Source organism: Amycolatopsis jiangsuensis, assembly GCF_014204865.1.
Classification (GTDB): Bacteria; Actinomycetota; Actinomycetes; order Mycobacteriales; family Pseudonocardiaceae; genus Amycolatopsis; species Amycolatopsis jiangsuensis.
The window spans coordinates 2,378,014-2,394,237 of sequence record NZ_JACHMG010000001.1 but is presented as its reverse complement, the minus strand read 5'-3'; the positions used below and the strand labels follow the sequence as shown (position 1 = coordinate 2,394,237).

The following is a 16,224-nucleotide window of genomic DNA, read 5'->3' as shown; positions in this document are numbered from 1 at the left end:
GGGATGCCGGTGAAGGCCTCTTCCCGGGAAGGGGCCTTCACCGGCATTCTCGTGCGGAGGTGTCGGTGGGGTCTGGTAGAGATCTTCCGGTGAGCAGCTCCGAACCCGCCCCGCTGTGGGACCTGCCGGAGCCTTCGCGCTCCGCGCCGGAGCCGAAGGCCGCGCCGGCCAGGAAGACCGCCGCCCGCAAGCCCGCGCGGTCCCGCAAGGGCCAGCAGCAGCCCGCGCCCACACTGCCGGTCGCGAAGATCGTCGTGGACATTCCGCTCGCGCACCTGGACCGCACGTTCGACTACCAGGTGCCGGAGAAGCTGCACGAGACCGCGGTGCCCGGCTGCCGGGTCCGGGTGCGGTTCGCCGGGCAGCTGGTCGACGGCTATCTGGTCGAGCGCACCGACACCACCGAGTACGAGCGCACACTCGCCTATCTGGAGCGGGTCACCTCGAGTGAACCCGTGCTGCCGCCTGCCCTGCACGCGGTCTGCCGGGCCGCGGCCGACCGCTACGCCGGCACGCTGTCGGACGTGCTGCGGCTGGCGTTGCCGCCGCGGCATGCGAAGGCCGAAGCGGAACCGCCGGCCGAGCCGGCTCCGGCCCCTGTCGCGCCGGAGGTGTCCGCCTGGTCCCGGTATCAGCGCGGCGAAGCGTTCCTGGAAGCAGTCGCCGAAGGACGTCCGGCGAACGCCGTCTGGCAGGCCCTGCCCGGTGAGGACTGGCCGCGCCGGCTCGCCGAGGCCGCGGCGACCGCGGCGGCACACGGCCGGGGCGCGGTGCTCGTCGTTCCGGACCACCGTGACCTCGCGCGGGTGCACGAGGCGTGCATCGAGCTGGTGGGGGAGCAGGGCGTGGCGGCGCTGATCGCCGGCCTGGGGCCGGCCGAGCGGTACCGCCGCTGGCTTTCCGTGCTGCGCGGCGCCGTGCGAGTGGTGGTCGGCACGCGTGCCGCGATGTTCGCGCCGGTCGCCGATCCGGGATTGTTCGTGGTGTGGGACGACGGCGACGACCTGCACCTCGATCCGCACGCGCCGTACCCGCACGTGCGGGACGTGCTGATGGATCGGGCGCACGCCGCGAAGTCGGCACTGCTGGTCGGCGGCTTCGCCCGGACCGCCGAGGCGCAGCTGCTGGTGGAATCCGGCTGGGCGCACCAGGTTCAGGCCGGCCGCGGGGAACTGCGCGCAGCCGCGCCGCGCGTCACGCCGGTGGGCGAGGATTTCGACGTGGCGCGCGACGAAGCCGCCCGGGTCGCCCGGTTGCCGGCTGTCGCCTTCGAAGCCGCGCGGCAGGCTTTCGCCGCGGGTTTGCCCGCGCTGGTGCAGGTGCCCCGCCGCGGATACGTGCCCGGTTTGTCCTGCGGCCACTGCCGGACGCCCGCGCACTGCCGCCGGTGCGCCGGTCCGCTCGCCTTGCCGGGCGGTTCGGCCGACGGTGCGCCGCGACCGCCCGCCTGCCGCTGGTGCGGGGTCCCGGAAACCGCTTTCCGTTGTCCCGCATGTGGTTCCGTCCGCCTGCGCGCGGTGGTGGTCGGTGCGAAGCGCACCGCCGAGGAGCTGGGCCGGGCGTTCCCGGGCATCCCGGTCCGCACGTCCGGCGCCGCCGAGGTGCTGGCGACCGTGCCCGGCCGACCGGCGCTGGTCGTGTGCACCCCGGGTGCGGAACCGGTGGCCGAAGGCGGCTACGGCGCGGCCCTGCTGCTGGACGGCTGGGCGTTGCTGGGACGGCAGGACCTGCGTGCGGCGGAGGAAACGCTGCGCCGCTGGATGGCCGCGGGCGCCTTGGTCCGCCCGGCCTCGGCCGGGGGCCGGGTGGTCGTCGGCGCCGAGGCGGGGCTGCCGGTCGTGCAGGCGCTGGTGCGCTGGGACCCGGGCTGGCACGCGAGCCAGGAGCTGGACCAGCGCCGGGAGCTGGGCTTCCCGCCGGCGATGCGGATGGCGAGCGTCGAAGGCAGCCCGAGCGCGGTGGCGAGTGTGCTGGACGACCTCCCGCTGCCGGACACCGGCGAGGTCCTCGGCCCGGTCCCGCTGGGCGAGTTCGACGAGGAGGGCAACGCCGCGCGGGAACGCGCGCTGATCCGGGTGGCCCGCCCGGAGGGCCGTGCACTGGCGACGCTGATGCGAGACGCAACCGCCCGGCGGGACGCCCGCAAGGCCACCGAACCGGTGCGGGTACAGCTGGACCCGCTGGAACTGATCTGACCGGTACGACCCCGCGACGGTGGCGGGCCCGCCCGGCCCGGCCGGACCGCCGGGTTCGGCTCTCGCGTCGGCGTCGGCTGGGCTGGCGATTGCGTTGTGGCGCAGGCTTGGCAAGCTTGGCTGTCGCGTCGGTGCTGAGTGGACCGGCGGATGCGTCGCAGGCTCGGCATGTTCGGCTGTTGCGTCGGTGCTGGCTGGGCTGGCGGTTGCGTTGTGGCGCAGGCTTGGCAGGCATGGTTGCCGCGCCAGGTTCGATGAGCCGCGGCCGCTTGTTCCAGCTTGGGTGACGAGTGCCGGATTTGGCCACGCAAGCCTGCGACGTTCGTCGTCCCGGCATCTTCTCAGCCTCACGGGCAAATCGCCGGCGATCCCGGGTTCAGTGCGCGGCCGGTGAACGTCACCGATCCGCTGCGACCGTTGTCGCGCGACACATGTCGCAGCACGGCAGCGAACTGCTCGACGTTTGCCCGGTTCCTCATCGCGGCGTTACACCGCAAGCTGCTATCAGCTTCGACGTCGCCGGCGCCCGCGCTTCGTCGCCACCAGGAGGTACTGATGTCCGCACGTCCAGCACCTGTCACCGCCACGCCTTCGCGCATCGTCGACCTCGTCACCCACAACACCGTCGAAATCCTCGCGGAGCCGGCGGACATCTGGCCGTTCCTGCTCGACACGGACAGCTGGAAGCAGGGCGCGAAGCCGACCTGGGAATCGGGTGAGCCGAACGCCGTCGGGGAGGTGCGGGTGGCCCGCGCGGTGATCGACGGCGTCGAGTACGCCCTGACTGTCGAGACGGTCGTGCTCGATCCGCCCCACCGCAAGGTCGTGAAGCTCCTGACCGGCTCACCGGAGGATCCGGGATGGGCGGCGTGGCAGCTCGTCCCGCTCGGGCGTTCGACGCTCGTGAGCTACGACGTCTACAGCCGGCACGACATCGCGGACGCCGGGATGACCACCGGCGACTACCGCGCGGCCAACCGGCTCCGTTTCGATGCCGAGCTCGCCGAGCTCACACGGCTGGTCGAGAAGCCCGGCTGAGCCAGGAAACCGTGCCGGGCCGCGCGCTCGGTGTCTTCGGGCTTCCGGCCCGGCTCATCCGCATGCACTGAACCGTACAAAAGCCGATTGGAGTGAGGAGTTCCATGACCACCGTTCTCGATCCCGCGGACGCCTTCGACCTGAACTTCGTTCGCGATGCCCGAATCTCGCCGGACGGCAGCACGGTCGTCTACGCGGTTTCGTCGACGATCCGAGGCGCGTCCGCCGACTCGAGCGTGTTGTGGACCCTCGATCTGCAGTCCGGCGACCGGCGCGCCCTCACCGATGCCCAGGGCGTGGCGACGGCGCCGCGCTGGTCGCCCGACGGCAACGCCATCGCCTATGTCGAGTCGAGCGACACCCCGTCGCTCATGGTCGTCCCGGCCGCCGGTGGCGAGCCCCGCAGGCTGACCCCCGAGGGTCAGGTTGTCGTCGGTGCCCCGACGTGGGCACCGGACGGGCGGCGGATCGCCGTGGCCGCCGGCACCCCGTTGCAGCCGGACACCACTGTTCTGCGGGTCACCAGCCGAGTGTTCCGCGCCGAAGGATTCGGGCTCGTCGACGCGATGTCGCTCGGCATCTGCGTCGCCGACGTTTCCGGCGAGCACACCGGCATGCTGCTCGAAGGAACGAGCGCGTTCCAGTGTTCCGAGCCGCGCTGGTCTCCCCGTGGTGACCGGATCCTGTTCGTCGCCCAGTTCGACGTCACCACCTCGTTGGTCGCCTTTCCCAAGCTGCGCACGGTCGACGTGACTTCGGGCGAGGTGCACGACGTCCTCGGTGACTGGGGTGGTGCCGAGGTGGCCGAGTGGCTGCCCGGCGGCGAGCGGATCGCGTTCATCGGTGCGCCGGCCGGCTCGCGGGTCATGACGAACATGGGGTTGTGGATCGTCGGCGACGACGGCGTACCCGAGCGACGGCTGCCGGACGGTCCCTGGCACGTGGGCTCTCGCGCGTACCAGGACCTGCCGTTGTGGGACCTCATCCTCGCCGGCGGGCTCGTCGTGGAATCGGCCCGGCACGCCTGCGTGACCGTGCAGACGGGCGGCGCGGCAGTCATCTGGAAAGTGGCGCTCACCGGCCCCGAAGAGCACACCGAGATCGCCGGCGGGGAACGCACCTGCATCGTGGTCGACAGCCATCCGGACACCGGCAGGCTGTTCGTCGCGACCGACCTGTTCCATCCGACCGAGCTGTACCTGGCCGGTGACCGCGAACGCCGGCTGACTCACCTCAACGACGAAATCCTGGCGTCATGGCCGGACATGCGCGCGGAACACCTGCGGATCAGCGCGCCGGACGCGCTCGAATTCGACGGCTGGTTCTTCACCCGAAGCGACGCTCACGGACCCCAGCCGACCGTGCTGCACATCCACGGCGGCCCGTTCACCACCGTCGGTCACGTCTTCCGGTTCGACTTCCATCTGCTGGCTTCCCGCGGCATCGGCGTCACGTTCTCCAACTTCCGCGGGTCCACCGGGTACGGCCAGGAGTTCATGGACGCCATCGGCAACGACTGGGGAGCGGCCGGGTTCCCCGACCACATGGCCACCATCGACGCCGCGATCGACCGCGGGCTCGCCGACCGCGACCGGCTCGGCGTGTGGGGCGCTTCCCACGGCGGGCTCGCCACCTCCTGGATCGTCGGGCACACGTCCCGCTTCGCCGCCGCGATCGCCGAAGCATCGGTCACCGACTACGTCCTGGCCTACTACACCTGCGACATCCCCGACGCCTGGGCGGTCCAGCACGGCGGACGCCCGGACCAGGTCGGTGACCTGATGCGCGCCCGGTCACCGCTCACCTACGCCGCGAACTGCACCACACCCATCCTGATGCTGCACTGCGAAGGCGACCTCCGCTGTCCCCTCAACCAGGCAGAAGCCTTCCACCGCGCCGTTCTCGACGCCGGCGGCACCAGCGAGATCGCCGCGATCCACGGCGGCAGCCACATCGGCGACGCGATGGGACCACCCGCCGTCCGCCTCGCCCAGGACGAAGCCCTTCTCGACTGGTTCACTCGCTACCTCACCGCACCCGGGTGAACAGCACTCCTCCGGTCGACCAGCCGAGGGCTCCCTCCGTACTCACCCGGGCCTGGTCCGAGGACCCCGGACAGGGGGCCTCGAACTAGCTGTCGTGGTGGGTGTCCACATCGGACCATTCGTGCAGCCGGTTGCCGGACACCGTCCAGTCGGGGGTGAGGCCCTGGTTGTTGAACACGGGCACCCGGCTGAGGATGCTGAACGACGCCGCGCCGGCGAACCGCTGGTCGAGGTAGGACTGGTTGCGGTCGCGGAAGCGGGGGTCGGTCAGCGCCCGCACGGCGCCGAGCGTGCCGCGGGCGTGCATCCCGTTGCACACGGTCACCGTGCGCTTGCGGTTGAGCGGGTTGGGGCCGCGGTAGAACAGCGTGACGTCCTCGACCAGCGTGCCGCCGGACATCTTCGAGCCGAGGACCTCGACGCTGCCGTCGCTGCGGGTCGCCTCGAAGTGGCCGGACTTCGCTCCGCCGGGGGAGCCGTCCGTCTCGCGGGGTTTCTGCCGCACCGGCGCGTCGATCCGGTCGAGCAGCTCGCGGGTCTGCGGGTTCCAGTCGACACCGCCGAGCAGCACCAGGTGCGCGGTGTACTCCTCGGGACGCAGCAGTTCCCTGCTGGCGGTGCGGAAGGAGACCTTGCTGGTCGGGGTGCAGGCCCGGATGTGGCCGTACAGCTCGATCAGCGCGTCCGGGTCGCCGTAGCGGAGCAGGCGCGCGTAGTCCGGGCTGGCCGGGTCGGCGTAGGAGGTGCGCATGGTGTCCGGCAGCTCGGACACCACGATCACGACGTCCTGCTCCGGCGGGAAGCGCCACAGGTTGCCGATGGCGTACCCGGTCGCCGCGGGCAGTTCGTCGGCGCTGCCGCGCAGGCCGGTGAGCTCGGTGAGCAGCTTCGAGCGGAGTTCCCGCTCCTGCTCGGTGAGCTGGTCGACCGGCAGCACCCGGACCCCTTCGCCGTCGACCGAGCGGTGGGTGGCGAAGAAGGTGGCGTACGCGTCGAGGCGGGCCGGCGGCGGCGCCACCGGGCTGCCGGTGTTCTCCCAGGACGACAGCAGCCCGTTGCTCACCCCGAACGCGTCGGCGAGCATCCGCTGGGTGAGCACGACGCCGGGCCAGCTCTCCTTGCGGAGAGCGCGGAGGCGGCTGGCAAGAGCGGGGCTGGGCTGGGACATGACTTCAGTCCTTCAGTGAAGTTTGGTGACGGCACTGAGGGGGTACTGTACTTCGGTCGTGCCGAGATCGCAGACCCGGTGTTCGCCAGGGCTCTTCGTCCACGGTCGAATGGCCTTCCGATCGCCGAAAAAGCTCGGCACCATTGTCCTGTTCCAGGCGAACCTCTATAGTTCAAGGCTTACTCTCAAGAGAGTTTACTATAGTTCAGTTTCCGCTTGAAGTAGGGGGTGGGACGATGAACACGGCAGTTCTTCACCTACCGGTTCTGCACGTGCCGTTGCACCGGGCGATCCTGGTGGCCGACGTCGAGGGCTCGACCACCCGGACCAATCCGGGCCGGGCCCAGCTGCGGGCAATGCTGTTCGACCTGCTCGACGGGGCGTTCCGGGCCTGTGGCATCACCGAGGAGGCCAGGGACTCCTTCCTCGACCGCGGCGACGGGGCGCTGTGCCTGGTCCGCCCGGTCGACGAGGCACCGAAAACGGTGTTGCTCGCCGGCGTGGTGCCGGAGCTCGCGGTCCGGCTGGCGCGGCACAACGCGACACACCCGGACGAGGCCTTCCGACTGCGGGTGGCCGTCCACGCCGGCGAGGTGCACTACGACCTGCACGGGCCCTACGGGGAGGCCGTCGACCTGGCGTGCCGGCTGCTCGACGCCCCGGAGGTGCGCAAGGCGCTGCGCGGCGCCGCCGGGCCGGTGGCGCTCACCGTTTCGGAAGGGATCTACTCCGCGGTGGTCGTGCACGGTTACGCGGGCATCGACCGGTCGGCTTTCGGTCACGCCTTCCACGTGCGGGTGGGCCGGAAGCGGGTGCGCGGCTGGATCCGCACCGCCGGCTGGTCGCCGGCCGGGACCGTCCTGCCGGACGCGGGGCTGACCGCCTGACGAGCCCGGGAGGCGGCCTCGTGGAGACGACCGGATTCTGGCCGGCGCTGGGCCCGGCCGAACGCGGCAAGGTGGCGGAGCTCGCGGTGCGCCGCAGCTACCGCCGGGGCGAAGTGGTCTGCCGCGAGGGCGACCGCTCCGTGGCAGTGGTGTTGCTGGTGTCCGGGCACGTCCGGATCACCAACGCGACCTCCGACGGGCGGGAGGTGGTGATCGCGGTGCGCGGCGCGGGCGACGTGGTCGCCGAACTCGGCGCGCTCGACGGCCGGCCACGTTCGGCGACGGTGGAGGCGCTGGACGAGCTCGAAGCGCTCGTCGTGCCCGCGCCGCGGTTCGCCGCGCTCTGCCGGCGCGACCCGGCGATTTCGTGGGTGCTGCTGCTGGTACTGGCGGCGCGGCTGCGTGACGCGGGGCGCCAGCGCACGGACCTCGGCGGCGGCACGATCGCCAGGCGCGTCGCGGCGCAGCTGATGCAGCTGGCGGTGGAACACGGGGTGCAGCGCGGGAGCGACCTCGTGGTCGCGATTCCCGGCACCCAGGCGGAACTCGCGATGACAGCGGCGATTTCCCGCGAGTCGTGGGCGCGCGCGACCCGCGAGCTCCGGCGGCGAGGCGTGATCAGCACCGCGCGCCGCCAGGTGGTCGTCCACCGGCTCGGCGAGCTGCGCCGGCTCGCCCGCTGAGTTCCCCGAAGGTGTCAGCTGACACAGATCCCCCTGTGCCACAGGGCAATCCTGGACGAACACAGGCACTTGAGGGAGGCGCTCATGGACCCGTTCGTTCCCACGCCGCAGCCGGTTCGCTGGCGTCGCGGAGTCTATGCCGTGGCCCTGGTCGTGCCCTTCACCGTGGCGCAGGTCTGGGCGTTGCTGGTGCTGCTGCGGCTCGCCCCGCTCGACGGAGTGGTCGGGCAGGCGTTCCTGGTGACGTTCGCCGGTTCGGCGGCCGCCGTCTGGGCGGGCTGGCGCTGGGCCTGGCGGCTGGGTTCGGAGCCACGCCGGTCCGACCGCCGCCCCGAGCGCGAATCGGCTCGCCACCCCGCCCGTGAGCCCGCCCGCGAGCGTGCCCACTACCCCGATCGCGAGTCCGTCCACGAGTCCGGCTCCTGGGTGCGGGCCTGACTGCCGCGGGGCTCACGGCGCTGGTGTCCACGGCGGCGCCTCGGAGATCGCCCGCAGCGGCCAGGGACTGCGCGCATCGACGCCGACGCGGTCGTCAGCCCGCGGCCAGCTGCCGTTTCACCTCGGCCGCCACGCGACCGCCCTCCGCGCGCCCGGCGATCTTCGGCTGGACCGCTTTCATCACCGCGCCCATGCCGCTCATTCCGGACGCACCGGTCTCGGTCACCGCTTCGGTCACCAGTGCCCGCAGTTCGTCGTCCGGCAGCTGGGCAGGCAGGTACGCCGTGAGCACCTCCGCCTCGGCCAGCTCACGCTCCGCGGACTCGGCGCGGCCGGCTTTCGCGAACGCGTCCGCGGCGTCCCGGCGCTTCTTCACCTCCCGGGTGATGACCTTGCGCACCTCGTCGTCGGACAGTTCGCGGGCGGCGTCGCCCGCGGTCTCCTCGTAGCCGATCGCCGACAGCGTCAGCCGCAGTGTCGCCGAGCGCAGCTGGTCACGGGCCTTCATCGCGGTCGTCAGGTCGTCATGCAGGGTCGCCTTCAGCGTGGTCATGAACCCGATACTGGCACCCACCGCACCGCGCCGCCCGCACCGCGCCGCCGTGAGCGGGTCTTCTAGACTCGTTCCCGATGCCCGACCAGCCTGAAATCCCCTTTTCCCTGCCGGAGGTGCGGTGATGCGACTCGTCTTCGCCGGCACCCCGGAGCCTGCCGTGCCGTCGCTGCGCGCGCTGCTCGCGTCCGGGCGGCACGAGGTCGTCGCCGTGGTCACACGGCCGGACGCCCAAGCCGGGCGCGGGCGCAAGGTGCTGCGTTCCCCGGTGGGTGCCCTCGCCGACGAGCACGGCATCGAGGTCCTCACCCCCGCGCGGGCCGGCGACCCGGACTTCCTCGACCGGCTGCGGGAGCTGGCCCCGGACCTCTGCCCGGTGGTGGCCTACGGCGCGCTGCTGCCGCAGCGGGCGCTCGACGTCCCGGCGCACGGCTGGGTCAACCTGCACTTCTCGCTGCTGCCCGCTTGGCGCGGGGCGGCGCCGGTGCAGGCCTCGATCCGCGCGGGCGACGAGATCACCGGCGCGTCCACGTTCCGGATCGTGAAGGAGCTCGACGCCGGCCCGGTGTTCGGCGTCGTCACCGAGCAGATCGCCGCCGCGGACACCGCGGGCGTGCTGCTGGAGCGGCTCGCCCGTTCGGGCGCGGACCTGCTGCAGTCCACTGTGGACGGCATCGAGGACGGCACCCTGCAGGCGGTCGAGCAGCCCGGTGAGGGCGTGAGCTATGCGCCGAAGGTGACGGTGGAGGACGCGCGGGTGTCTTTCGCCGACCCGGCCGCCGCCGTCGACCGGTTGGTCCGCGCGGTCACCCCGGAACCCGGTGCGTGGGCGGAATTCCGCGGAGAGCGGTTCAAGCTGGGGCCGGTCACGGTGCTCGACGAGCCCGGGCCCGCGCCCGGCGAGCTGGTCGTGGAGCGCAAGCGGGTGCTCGTGGGCACAGCGACGAAACCGGTGCGGCTGGGCGAGGTCCAGGCGCCGGGCAAGAAACGGATGGCGGCCACCGACTGGGCGCGCGGAACGCGGATCGACGAAGGAGAGCGCCTGCGGTGAACGAACGTGGACAGCGGAGGCCGGCCCGGCCCCAGCGGAGCCGTCCGGCCCCGCGCAAATCGGGGCCACGCCGCCCGCCGGAGATCGACGCCGCCCGGCAGGTCGCGTTCGACGTGCTGCGCGCGGTGCGGGAGAAGGACGCGTACGCCAACCTGATGCTGCCGCAGCTGCTGCGGGAACGCCGGGTGACCGGCCGCGACGCGGCGCTGGCCACCGAGCTGACCTACGGTGCCGCGCGGGCGCAGGGGCTGCTCGACGCGGTGATCGCGGCCTGTGTCGACCGCCCGCTCGAGAAGACCGACCCGGTGGTGCTCGACGCGCTGCGGCTCGGCGCGTACCAGCTGCTGCGCACCCGGATCCCCGAGCACGCCGCCGTCGGGTCCACTGTGGACCTCGTGCGGGCGGAAGCGGGTTCGTGGGCAACGGGTTTCGCCAACGCGATCCTGCGCACGGTGTCCACGAAGGACGAAGCGCAGTGGCTCGACGAGCTCGCGCCGGACGAGGAGAAGGACTCGATCGGCGCCTACGCGCTGCGCACCGCGCACCCGCGCTGGGTGGCGCGTTCGTTCGCGGAGGCGCTGGGGGACAAGGGCGCGGACCTGAAGGCCGCGCTGGAAGCCGACGACGAACGGCCGGAGGTGCACCTGGTCGCCCGGCCCGGCGAGATCAGCGCCGACGAACTGGCCGCGATCACCGGCGGCGACCCCGCGCCGTACTCGCCCTACGGGGTACGGCTGCCCGCGGGCGCCGGCGATCCGGCGGACGCCGAACCGGTCCGTGAACGCCTTGCCGCGGTGCAGGACGAGGGCAGCCAGCTGTGCGCGGTCGCGGCCACGAAGGCGCCGCTGTCCGGCTCCGACGAGCGGTGGCTCGACCTGTGCGCCGGCCCCGGCGGCAAGGCCGCGCTGCTGGGCGCGCTCGCGAAGATCAGCGGTGCGCGCGTGGACGCCGTGGAGAAGGCGCCGCACCGTGCCCGGCTCGTCGAGAACGCCACGACGGGCCTGCCGGTCACCGTGCACGTCGGCGACGGCCGCGAGTCCGGGCTCGAACCCGGGTACGACCGGGTCCTCGTCGACGCCCCCTGCAGTGGTCTCGGCGCGTTGCGGCGCCGTCCCGAAGCACGGTGGCGGCGCAAGCCCTCGGACGTCGCGGACCTCACGAAGCTGCAGGGCGAACTGCTCGTGGCCGCGCTGGACCTGGTGCGGCCCGGTGGCGTCGTGGCCTACGTCGTGTGCTCGCCGCACCTCGCCGAGACCGAGGGCGTGGTCGGGGAGATCGCGCGCCGTACGAAGTCCGAGGTGCTGGACGCGCGCGGGTTCTTCCCCGGCGTGCCGCAGCTCGGCGAAGGGCCGTACGTGCAGCTGTGGCCGCACCGGCACGGCACGGACGCGATGTTCTGCGCCCTGCTGCGCAAGCCGTGACCGACCTGGGCCTGGTCGCCAGCTCGTGCGGTGGGCTGGACACTCGCTTCACCGCCGAGCTGGCCCGGCCCGCGGCCGCCCGCGGCTGGCGGCTCGCGATCACCCTCACGCCCACCGCCGGGCAGTGGCTGGAGACCGCAGGCGGGCTCGCGGACCTCGCCGCGACCACCGACCTGCCGATCCGCACCACCTCCCGGCTGCCGGGACAGCCCCGGCCGCATCCGGACCCGCGGGTGTTCCTCTTCGCGCCCGCGTCGGCGAACTCGATCGCCAAACTCGCCCTCGGCGTCGCCGACAACCAGGCCCTCACCCTGCTCGGCGACGTGCTGGGCACGCCGGGGACCACGATCGCGGTGGCGTATCAGATCCAGGACACCCGCGTGCACCACCCGGCCTGGCAGCCGCACCTGGACACGCTCACCGCGGCCGGGGTCCGGCTGCTGCGGCTCGACCCGCGCCGCCCGTGGACCGCGGCACTGGACCTGCTGCCCCCGCCCGGACCGTGAACCGGCGCGGCCGCGCGATTCGGCCGGTGGGCGGGTGACGGCGGGTGCCTCCTAGACTCGAAGCGTGGCCGAACCCCTGATCGCACCCAGCATCCTGTCCGCGGACTTCGCCCGGCTCGGCGAGGAGATCGCGGCGGTCGCGCACCCCGGGGCGACCCGGGCCGACTGGGTGCACGTGGACGTGATGGACGCGCACTTCGTGCCCAATCTGACCCTCGGCCTGCCGGTGGTGCAGTCCCTGCTGAAGGTCACCGACGTCCCGGTCGACTGCCACCTGATGATCGAGGACCCGGACCGCTGGGCGGTCGGCTACGCCGAGGCCGGTGCGTACAACGTGACCGTGCACGCGGAGGCAGCCCACGACCCAGTCAAGCTGGCCAAGGACCTGCGCGCCGCGGGGGCGAAAGCGGGTCTGTCGATCAAGCCGGGCACGCCGCTGGAAAACCACCTGGACACGCTCAAGCACTACGACACGCTGCTGGTGATGTCGGTCGAACCGGGCTTCGGCGGGCAGTCGTTCATCGCCGACGTGCTGGAGAAGGTGCGCACCGCGCGCCGGCTGGTGGACACCGGCCACCTCAAGCTGGTCGTCGAGATCGACGGCGGGATCAACGCCGACACCATCGAACAGGCCGCCGAAGCCGGTGTGGACTGCTTCGTGGCCGGGTCGGCCGTCTACGGCGCCGATGACCCGGGCCGGGCGGTCGCCGCGTTGCGCGAGCAGGCCGCGCGGCACCGCGTGGGCTGAACGAGACCCGAGGGGCACGCAGGTGTTGGATGGAGGGACCACCGCCGACGGTGGCCCGGCGAGGAGGGCAGCAGTGTTCACGGGAATTGTCGAAGAGGTCGGCGAGGTCACTGCGGTCGAGCAGCTGACCGACGCGGCCCGGCTGACCGTGCGTGGTCCGCTGGTGACCTCAGACGCCGCGCACGGTGATTCGATCGCGGTCAGCGGCGTCTGCCTGACCGTGGTCACTGTCTCCGGCGGCGAGTTCACCGTCGATGTGGTGAACGAGACACTTCAGCGTTCCAGCCTCTCGAAGGTGACGGTGGGGGACACGGTCAACCTCGAGCGCGCGACCCCGGCCGGCGGCCGGCTCGGCGGGCACATCATGCAGGGACACGTGGACGGCACCGGCGTCTTCCTCTCGCGCGACGAGCACGGCGTGACCACGTTCGCGCTGCCCGCGGCGCTTTCCCGGTACGTGGTGGAGAAGGGCTCGATCGCCGTGGACGGCGTCTCGCTCACCGTGGCGAGCGTGTCCGGGGACCGCTTCTCGGTGGCGTTGATCCCGACCACGCTGGAGGCCACCACGCTCGGCAGGCGCGAGGACGGCGACCCGGTGAACCTGGAAGTCGACGTGGTCGCGAAGTACGTGGAGAAGCTCACTGCCCCACACGTGGCGGCGAGCGCGCACAATGTGTGACGTCGTTCCCCGAGGCAGGTGAGGAGCACCCGTGAGCGAGACGAAGGCGGCGGCCGAGCCGAAGACGGGATGGACCCCGTGCGGGGCCGTCGGGGGCTTCGACGTGGACGCCATCGAGGCGGCGATCGCGGACGTCGCGGCCGGGCGTGCGGTGGTCGTGGTCGACGACGAGGACCGCGAGAACGAGGGCGACCTGATCTTCGCCGCGGAGAAGGCGACGCCGGAACTGCTGGCGTTCATGGTGCGCTACACCTCGGGTTACGTGTGCGTGGCGCTCACCGAGGAGGAGGCCGACCGGCTCGACCTGCCGCCGATGTACCACACGAACCAGGACCAGCGCGGGACCGCCTACAGCGTCACGGTGGACGCCGCCGAGGGCGTGACCACCGGGATCTCCGGTGCCGACCGGGCGCACACCACGCGGCTGCTGGCCGATCCGGAAGCGACCGCGAAGGACTTCCGCCGTCCCGGGCACGTGGTGCCGCTGCGTGCGAAGGAAGGCGGCGTGCTGCGTCGTCCGGGGCACACCGAGGCCTCGGTGGATCTCGCCCGGCTGGCCGGGCTGCACCCGGCGGGCGTGCTGTGCGAGATCGTGTCGCAGAAGGACGAGGGCGACATGGCCCGCCGCGACGAGCTGGAGGTCTTCGCGGCCGACCACGATCTGCGCGTGATCACCATCGCCGATCTGATCGCCTACCGGCGCCGTACCGAGAAGCAGGTGGAGCGGGTCGCCGAGGCGCGGATCCCGCTCGCTGCGGGGACATTCCGCGCGGTCGGTTACGACAGCCTGCTCGACGGCATCGAGCACGTCGCGTTCGTCTACGGCGACGTCGGTGACGGCGAGGACCTGCTGGTGCGGGTGCACTCGGAGTGCCTGACCGGCGACGTGTTCGGCTCGCTGCGCTGCGACTGCGGCCCGCAGCTGGACGCGGCGTTGCAGGCGGTGGCGGACGAGGGCCGCGGCGTCGTGCTGTACATCCGCGGGCACGAGGGCCGGGGGATCGGCCTGCTGCACAAGCTGCAGGCCTACCAGCTGCAGGACGCGGGCGCCGACACCGTCGACGCGAACCTCGCGCTGGGCGTGCCCGCCGACGCGCGCGACTACGGCACCGGCGCGCAGATCCTGTGCGACCTGGGCGTGCGCTCGATGCGGCTGCTGACGAACAACCCGGCCAAGCGGGTCGGGCTGGAGGGTTACGGGCTGCGTGTCACCGGCCGGGTGGCCCTGCCGATCTCGCCGAATCCGGAGAACCTGCGGTACCTGCGCACCAAGCGGGACCGGATGGGCCACGACCTCGCACAGCTGGAGCACTACGACCAGGTCGGCGCGGCCGGCACGGGGACCGACGAGGAGACGACGCGATGAGCGGCGAGGGGCGGCCGGAGACCGCGCTCGACCTGAGTGACTGCAAGGCGTTGCGGCTGGCTGTGGTCGCCACGCGCTGGCACGCGAAGATCACCGACGCGCTTCTGGAGCGCGCGCTGGTCGCGGCGAAGGAAGCCCAGCTGGAGGAGGAGCCCACGGTGGTCCGCGTCGCGGGCGCGGTGGAGCTGCCGGTCGCGGTGCAGGCGCTGGCCCGCAACCACGACGCCGTCGTCGCGCTCGGTGTCGTGATCCGCGGGGGCACGCCACACTTCGAGTACGTGTGCGACGCGGTCACGGCGGGCCTCACCCGGGTCGCGCTCGACGAGAGCACACCGATCGGCAATGGGGTGCTCACCTGCGACACCGAGCAGCAGGCGCTGGACCGCGCCGGTCTGCCCGATTCCCCGGAGGACAAGGGCTTCGAGGCGACAGTGGCCGCGCTCGACACCGCGCACGTGTTGCGCGGCCTGCGCCAGCCGTGGACCGAGCGGGGTTTCGTGTGAGCACCATGACCGAACAGGAGACCACCACCCTCGTGATCCGCCCGCGCCGGGCGCTGATCATGTGCAGCGTGCTGGCGGTGGTGTTGCTCGCGGTGTTCGTGGTCGTGGCGGTGCTGCTGCGCAGTTCGCGCACCGGGGTGGTGTTCGAGCCGTCGGACCAGGTGGCGATGATCGGCATCGGCGTGCTGCTGGCGCTCGGCACCATGCTGTTCGCGCTGGCCAGGGTCCGCGCGGACGAGTCCGGCATCGAGGTGCGGAACGTGCTGGCGCGGCGGCGTTTCGCGTGGGAGGACGTGCTGTCGGTGAGTTTCCCGGACGGCGCGTCGTGGGCCCGGCTGGAGCTGCCCGACGACGAGTACTTCTCGGTGATGGCGGTGCAGGCCGTGGATCGTGAACGTGCGGTGGCCGCGGTGCGTGCGTTGCGGCGGCTGCACCGGGCGGCGACGGGTTCCTGAGCGGCGTCCCGGTGCGGTGAGCCGTTGCTTGCCTGCCGGTGACGTCGTGCTCATTCCGCCGAAACACGCTGCCGGTTTCCTGGGGTCCGGCCCACCACAGCGGATCGGACGGAGACCCTCCATGGCGAGCATCTACGACGAGATCGGCGGTCAGGAAGCCCTGATCACGGTCGTCGACGACTTCTACGCGCGCGTCCTCGCGGACCCGGACCTGGCGCCGTTCTTCCGCGGCACCAACCTGCCCCGGCTGAAGGGCATGCAGGTGGAGTTCTTCGCCGCCGCGCTGGGCGGGCCGGACGAGTACCGGGGCCGGACGATGAAGGAGGTCCATCGTGGCCGCGGGATCGAGCAGCGGCACTTCGACCTGGTCGCGAAGTACCTGACCGAGGCGCTGCAGGAGGCCGGGGTGCCGCAGCCGGTGGTGGACACGATCATCGGCGCGGTCGCCCCGCTGGCCGGCGACATCGTGGCCCCGGTGTGACCGGCGT

The 16,224-nt window shown here is 72.3% G+C and carries 17 protein-coding genes; 15 read left to right on the top strand and 2 right to left on the bottom strand.

Annotation, left to right across the window (positions count from 1 at the left end; translation table 11 throughout):
- Positions 1–89: 89 nt before the first annotated feature.
- From BJY18_RS10395 to BJY18_RS10385, 3 genes are all read left to right on the top strand, one after another.
- Positions 90–2,195 carry a primosomal protein N' gene (locus BJY18_RS10395; protein ID WP_184779782.1) on the top strand — a complete coding sequence of 702 codons (2,106 nt, stop codon included), beginning with the start codon at positions 90–92 and terminating at the stop codon, positions 2,193–2,195.
- Positions 2,196–2,750: 555 nt separating this feature from the next.
- A complete protein-coding gene (locus BJY18_RS10390) occupies positions 2,751–3,233 on the top strand; it encodes an SRPBCC family protein (protein ID WP_184779781.1) in 483 nt (160 codons plus the stop codon).
- 104 nt (positions 3,234–3,337) lie between these two features.
- On the top strand, positions 3,338–5,278 hold the full coding sequence (locus BJY18_RS10385) for a dipeptidyl-peptidase 5 (protein ID WP_184779780.1): 1,941 nt from the start codon (positions 3,338–3,340) through the stop codon (positions 5,276–5,278).
- Between the two features lie 85 nt (positions 5,279–5,363).
- Here BJY18_RS10385 and BJY18_RS10380 read toward each other — a convergent pair whose 3' ends face one another.
- Complete coding sequence (locus BJY18_RS10380; protein ID WP_184779779.1) at positions 5,364–6,446, bottom strand: helix-turn-helix domain-containing protein; 1,083 nt, start codon at positions 6,444–6,446, stop codon at positions 5,364–5,366.
- A gap of 236 nt (positions 6,447–6,682) precedes the next feature.
- Here BJY18_RS10380 and BJY18_RS10375 point away from each other — a divergent pair, with 236 nt between their 5' ends.
- The 3 genes from BJY18_RS10375 to BJY18_RS36775 all read left to right on the top strand — a co-directional run bounded on the left by BJY18_RS10375 (position 6,683) and on the right by BJY18_RS36775 (position 8,454).
- On the top strand, positions 6,683–7,333 hold the full coding sequence (locus tag BJY18_RS10375; RefSeq protein ID WP_184779778.1) for a nucleotidyl cyclase domain-containing protein: 651 nt from the start codon (positions 6,683–6,685) through the stop codon (positions 7,331–7,333).
- A gap of 20 nt (positions 7,334–7,353) precedes the next feature.
- A complete protein-coding gene (locus BJY18_RS10370) occupies positions 7,354–8,016 on the top strand; it encodes a Crp/Fnr family transcriptional regulator (RefSeq protein WP_184779777.1) in 663 nt (220 codons plus the stop codon).
- 84 nt (positions 8,017–8,100) lie between these two features.
- Complete coding sequence (locus BJY18_RS36775; RefSeq protein WP_246458826.1) at positions 8,101–8,454, top strand: hypothetical protein; 354 nt, start codon at positions 8,101–8,103, stop codon at positions 8,452–8,454.
- Positions 8,455–8,548: 94 nt separating this feature from the next.
- Here the strand turns inward: BJY18_RS36775 and BJY18_RS10360 are convergent, their stop codons facing one another.
- Positions 8,549–9,007, bottom strand: coding sequence for a GatB/YqeY domain-containing protein (locus BJY18_RS10360; protein WP_184779776.1), 459 nt, complete (start codon positions 9,005–9,007; stop codon positions 8,549–8,551).
- 124 nt (positions 9,008–9,131) lie between these two features.
- Between BJY18_RS10360 and fmt the strand changes: the two genes are divergently transcribed.
- The 9 genes from fmt to BJY18_RS10315 all read left to right on the top strand — a co-directional run bounded on the left by fmt (position 9,132) and on the right by BJY18_RS10315 (position 16,217).
- Entirely contained in the window at positions 9,132–10,058 is a 927-nt protein-coding gene (gene fmt / locus BJY18_RS10355) for a methionyl-tRNA formyltransferase (RefSeq protein WP_184779775.1), read from the top strand.
- Positions 10,055–11,479, top strand: coding sequence for an RsmB/NOP family class I SAM-dependent RNA methyltransferase (locus BJY18_RS10350; RefSeq protein WP_184779774.1), 1,425 nt, complete (start codon positions 10,055–10,057; stop codon positions 11,477–11,479). Before fmt ends, BJY18_RS10350 begins: the two co-directional genes overlap by 4 nt.
- Complete coding sequence (locus tag BJY18_RS10345; RefSeq protein WP_184779773.1) at positions 11,476–11,985, top strand: flavoprotein; 510 nt, start codon at positions 11,476–11,478, stop codon at positions 11,983–11,985. The genes BJY18_RS10350 and BJY18_RS10345 overlap by 4 nt, the downstream gene beginning before the upstream one ends.
- 76 nt (positions 11,986–12,061) lie before the next feature.
- Positions 12,062–12,733 (top strand): ribulose-phosphate 3-epimerase, encoded by a 672-nt coding sequence (gene rpe / locus BJY18_RS10340; protein ID WP_184784533.1) that lies wholly within the window; start codon positions 12,062–12,064, stop codon positions 12,731–12,733.
- 73 nt (positions 12,734–12,806) lie between these two features.
- Positions 12,807–13,412: a riboflavin synthase gene (locus BJY18_RS10335; protein WP_184779772.1), complete on the top strand. Its 606-nt coding sequence runs from the start codon at positions 12,807–12,809 to the stop codon at positions 13,410–13,412.
- Positions 13,413–13,443: 31 nt separating this feature from the next.
- Complete coding sequence (locus BJY18_RS10330; RefSeq protein ID WP_312873807.1) at positions 13,444–14,778, top strand: bifunctional 3,4-dihydroxy-2-butanone-4-phosphate synthase/GTP cyclohydrolase II; 1,335 nt, start codon at positions 13,444–13,446, stop codon at positions 14,776–14,778.
- Positions 14,775–15,281: a 6,7-dimethyl-8-ribityllumazine synthase gene (gene ribH / locus BJY18_RS10325; protein WP_184779771.1), complete on the top strand. Its 507-nt coding sequence runs from the start codon at positions 14,775–14,777 to the stop codon at positions 15,279–15,281. Before BJY18_RS10330 ends, ribH begins: the two co-directional genes overlap by 4 nt.
- Before the next feature lie 5 nt (positions 15,282–15,286).
- On the top strand, positions 15,287–15,736 hold the full coding sequence (locus BJY18_RS10320) for a PH domain-containing protein (protein WP_184779770.1): 450 nt from the start codon (positions 15,287–15,289) through the stop codon (positions 15,734–15,736).
- A gap of 121 nt (positions 15,737–15,857) precedes the next feature.
- Positions 15,858–16,217, top strand: coding sequence for a group I truncated hemoglobin (locus tag BJY18_RS10315; protein WP_184779769.1), 360 nt, complete (start codon positions 15,858–15,860; stop codon positions 16,215–16,217).
- The last annotated feature ends 7 nt before the right edge of the window (positions 16,218–16,224 follow it).